At 66.4% G+C, this 2,170-nt stretch carries 2 protein-coding genes; one reads left to right on the top strand and one right to left on the bottom strand.

Annotated features, from left to right (window positions below):
• Positions 1–120: 120 nt before the first annotated feature.
• Positions 121–1,359, bottom strand: coding sequence for a cytochrome P450 (locus tag VMR03_RS06255; RefSeq protein ID WP_325403342.1), 1,239 nt, complete (start codon positions 1,357–1,359; stop codon positions 121–123).
• A gap of 110 nt (positions 1,360–1,469) precedes the next feature.
• Here VMR03_RS06255 and VMR03_RS06250 point away from each other — a divergent pair.
• Positions 1,470–2,170 (top strand): FAD-dependent oxidoreductase (locus VMR03_RS06250; RefSeq protein ID WP_325403340.1); only part of this gene is annotated, 701 nt, incomplete at its 3' end.

Below are 2,170 nucleotides of genomic sequence, written 5' to 3'. Positions count from 1 at the left end.
CCGGGTCTTCCTTTTCGGCGCGGTCGAGAAAGAAATCCGTCACCTCGCGCGGGTCGGCCTTGCCCTCCTCGAAGAGGCGGCCGAACTGAAGCGCCGTCGTCGTTTCGTTCCAGCCTTGCGTCACAGCGTCACGACCATGCGTTCGAAGCCGCGGAAGGAGGGCAGGTGCCGCCGCACCGGCGCCTCCCGTCCGAGCGCGATGCCGGGGAAGCGGGCGATGAGCATCGAAATCCCGATCTGCGCCTCGAGCCTCGCGAGCGGCGCGCCGAGACAGATATGGACGCCGCCGCCGAAGGAATGGTGATGCGTGTCCGTGCGCGAAATGTCGAAGACGTGCGGCTTCGGATAGACGGCGGGGTCGTGATTGGCGGCGGCGAGAGAGGTCGTCACCGTGCGGCCCTTCTCGATCGGACAGCCGCCCACGGTCATGTCCCGGGCCGGGTGGCGGCCCGAGTCGGTCACGGGGCTGTCGTAGCGCAGCATTTCCTCGACAGCGTTGACGATGAGCGAGGGATCGGATTTCAGCTTTGCGAGCTCGGCCGGATGGGTGAGCAGTGCGTGGACGCCGTTGCCGATGAGATCGGTCGTCGTCACATTGCCGGCGGTGAGGAGCAGGGTGCACATAGTCAGCACCTCGCGGTTCGAGAGCTTCGCGCCTTCCTCTTCGGCGCGGATCAGATCGCTCACGAGATCCGTGCCGGGATTGGCGCGGCGCGCCGCGATGGTCGCGGTGAAGTAGTCGCGCATCGCCTGTTGCGAGGCGTTCATACGCTCGGTCGTCTCCGGACTTCGCATCGGATCGAAGATCTGCACGATGTCGTCAGACCAGCGCTTGAAGTCGGCGCGGCGCTCGCGCTCGACCCCCAGCATATCGGCGATGACGATGGTCGGCAGGGGCGCCGCATAGGCGGCGATGAAATCGACCCCGGACTTTCCCTCCATCGCGTCGAGCAGTTCCGCCGCGATCGCCTCGATGCGCGGCCGCATCGCCTCGATCGAACGCGGATTGAAGGCCTGGCTCACGATGCCGCGCAAGCGCTTGTGATCGGGATCGTCGAGGAAGAGCATGCTCGGCTCGTAGCTCTCGCTATCGGCGTCGGGCGCGAAGAGGCGGACGTAATCGTCGGCCAGCGCGGTGCGCGGATCGACCAGCATCTCGCGGTCGCGCAGCACCGCCTTCACGTCGTCGTGCCGCGTCGCGAAGACATGGCCGAGTTCCCGGTCGCGATGAAGCGGAGCCTCTTCGCGCAGCCTGTCGAGCACGCGATGAATATCCTCGCGATAGGTTTCGTCGAGGGCGGTCAATCCGGCGCCGGTCGGCAGAGCGGCCCCCTCGTCGCGGGTCAGTGTTTCCGACATGACGTCCTCCTGTTGTTCTGTTTTGTCCGGATGCTAAATCCCTATCCGGAGAAGGGCAAATTGCCGCGCGGGCTGGACTTTGGCGTCCATCCGTTAGAGGCTCACGCCCCATGATGAAAGCGGATTACGAAAGCGATGTTCTGATCGTCGGCGGCGGGCTCGCGGGTCTCCCGCTGGCGCTGGCGCTGGCGCAAGGCGGTCTCACCGTCACGGTGATCGATGCGCAGGATCCGGCGAAGACGCATGATGCCGGTTTCGACGGCCGCGTCTCGGCGATCGCCTTTGCCTCCTGCCGCATGTTCGACCGGCTCGGCGTCACGAAGCATCTGGCGGGCCAGATGCAGCCGATCAACGACATCATCGTTTCGGACGGCCGCGTCCGCGAAGGGGCGTCGCCGCTTTTCCTTCATTTCGATCACACCGAGATCGGCGACGAACCGCTTGGCCATCTGATCGAGAACCGGCATACGCGCATCGCCCTCGGCAAGGCGATCGCGGGGCAGCCGCTCGTCCGGCTGATCGCGCCGAATGCGGTCAAGTCGGTCGCCTATGATGCGGCCCATGCGACCGCGACGCTCGCCGACGGCACGGTGGTCCGCGCGAAGCTCTGCTTTGCCGCCGATGGCCGCCCCTCGCCGACGCGCGAGGCGGCGGGCATCCGCACCATCGGCTGGGATTACGGCCAGACCGGCATCGTCACGACCGTCGAGCATGAGCGCCCGCATGAGGGTGTCGCGCAGGAATATTTCCTGCCCGGCGGGCCTTTCGCGATCCTGCCCATGGTCGGCAACCGCGCCTCGCTGGTCTGGAC

The sequence above is a fragment of the Parvibaculum sp. genome, from assembly GCF_035511255.1.
Taxonomy (GTDB): domain Bacteria; phylum Pseudomonadota; class Alphaproteobacteria; order Parvibaculales; family Parvibaculaceae; genus Parvibaculum.
The sequence above is the reverse complement of the archived record's forward strand: the minus strand, read 5'-3'. Positions and strand labels throughout refer to the sequence as shown.

Coding starts and splice junctions, on each gene's coding strand:
- VMR03_RS06255 (WP_325403342.1), bottom strand. CDS start 1,359: ATGTCGGAAACACTGACCCGCGACGAGGGGGCCGCTCTGCCGACCGGC.